This is a genomic window from Mesotoga sp., assembly GCF_035363035.1.
GTDB lineage: Bacteria > Thermotogota > Thermotogae > Petrotogales > Kosmotogaceae > Mesotoga.
In genome coordinates this window covers 1-2,196 of the sequence record NZ_DAOSEH010000168.1, presented here as the reverse complement: position 1 = coordinate 2,196, position 2,196 = coordinate 1, and the positions used below count along the sequence as shown (strand labels likewise).

At 50.7% G+C, this 2,196-nt stretch carries 1 protein-coding gene and 1 pseudogene; both read right to left on the bottom strand.

The genetic code is table 11. The annotated features are described in order from the left end of the window. A pseudogene (locus tag PKX57_RS12110) lies at window positions 1-1,319 on the bottom strand (hypothetical protein); the annotation flags it as partial. Between the two features lie 358 nt (window positions 1,320-1,677). Next, window positions 1,678-2,196: MBL fold metallo-hydrolase (locus PKX57_RS12105; protein ID WP_472417573.1), on the bottom strand; the 519-nt coding region annotated here is incomplete at its 5' end.

The following is a 2,196-nucleotide window of genomic DNA, read 5'->3' as shown; positions in this document are numbered from 1 at the left end:
TGAAGCGGGGCGAGGCTGGTTCCCTGTTTGTGCTCGTATTCCACAAGCAAGTTCAGAGCGAGCAGCTGTCGGGTTGTCAACGCCTTGAAAAGGGCGACATAAGCCTGAATGTACTCTATGAACGCCGGGGAGTCGGGAGAGCATCTTTTGTAAAAGCCGAGATCCCCGGTGGGCTCATCTATCAATCCCATCGTTCTCAAGGAGTTCATGGCATTGGTCATGTAAATCTCGAAGAGGGACAAATAACTGGTTTCGGCGGTTCCTCCGACGATGACCTTCTTGATATTCAACATAACCTGATCCAGTTTGCTGTTCCAGATATCCTGCATGAGCGATTCTATACTCAAATCGGTCGAATCGGTCGCAGGCAGAGTCGTGATGTACAAGTATTTCCCTGTGCAGATCTCGATTGGAGTGAAGTAGTTCTGATCGACCATTCTGATGTAGGAATCGTAGTATTGCTGATCGAGCTTCGTCAGGATGCTCTGGATCTCTGTGTCGATAGTGTCGAGCTTTTCAGACATGGTGTCGAGCCTGGCGTTTACTTCCTGTATCTGGCTGAGAATCTCGTTTATCAACTCGGTGGTTTGGTCGCCCAGCCCGAACAGGCTCTTTAAAACCCACGATATGCCGCTGATAGCCCCTTTCGAGATTATGCCCGTAGTTATGCCTTTCAAGAGATCCTTGGCCAGACCGGATATATCGAAATCCAGCGTCGCCGCCACGCCGAAGTTGTACCTCGCCCCTCCGACAATCGCTTCAACGATGGTTTCGACGAAATCCCTGTACACTCCCCCAAAATAATCCTCCACGAAACTCGCCAGTCTCTCCATGGAGAAATAGGTAGTTTCGAATTTCGGATAAAGCCGGCTCAGAATATTGATATCGGGAGGAACGCTGAAGGCATCCCTTACCTGGTCGACAGCATCTTTGTAGCTGATCTCCATTCTGAACATATACGCCGCGAAGACAGACGATACAGGGTTTACCAGAATTTGCTCGGTGTAGAACGATTCTTCGACGATCGAAGCCAGAGCGTCGGTATCTTCAGGTTCCTCTCCGGTATCGAAGGTGGCAAGAACCACTACGGGAAACTGCAGGCCTTCAGGAACTGGAATTGAGAACCTCCCGTATTCGTCGGTGAGAAACTCGCCCTCGACGACGGGGTTCCCCTCCACGTCGAGGACTTTTACCACGGCGTTTTCGATGTACTCGTCCGTGAATACCGTTCCCTTGATCTCGTTCGCACGGAAGATCTTGATACAGCCTGTAAGCAGAACAACCAGAACAACAAGTGATACAAGCACCACTTTTCTCATCCCAACTCGCCCCCAATTATCCTGATTCGCAAATCAGCTTCAAGGTGAAAGATTCGGCTAAGTAAAGAGTATGGAGCGCGTACAAGTTGATTTGACAACTTATTATACAAAAAAAAGGAGAAATCAGTCGCCTGTGCGAACTATCAGAAAAAATCTTCTGTGAAGAGAAGCAGAAAGCGTTCGGCCCTTTACTGCTGCGGAGTAGAACCTCTATAGATCTCATACTTCCCGGCAATTGTACCTGGCCGGTTGAAGGATAGGAATCGTCTTGAAGCTCATCAGGCCGTATCCGTAGTCGTCGATACCCCATGAAAGCGAGATTGAAATAAACGTGCCACTATGTATGGTCTGAAAGTTACTATCTGCGCAGGTATCTCTCCCAGGCCTCTTCGTATCTTTCCGGCGGGGTCTCCTTGATTATCTTCGATTCCTCCGCCATCCGATCCTGACCGTACCCTGCGAGCGCCCAGAACTCTCTTTTGAATTTCGATAAGTCGAAGCTCTTCCCTTCTTTCGCCCTGGCCAGTTCTTCGTATTTGAGGTATTGCAGGTATTTGACGTTGAAGGGGTGCGCGCCTTCGTCGGCGCCGGCCGGAAAGGCGACCTCTTTCCTCAGCAACAGGTCTTTGATGTACTCTATGTTCCTATCGCACAGCTCCGGACCCACCACTCCCGAATGCGCCGAAATCACGGTCGAGAAGTTCAGGTCCCTCAGAGATTTGAGAGTCTCCGTGAAGGTCACCAGATCGCCCCACAGCGTAACCGGCACCGGTTCTTCAAGCAGATCGCCGGCGAAGAGCACCGATTCCTGCCAGTCCAGGCAAACCGAAGAGCAAACCGTGTGTCCGGGCGCGTGACGGAATTCGATTCCGTCGTC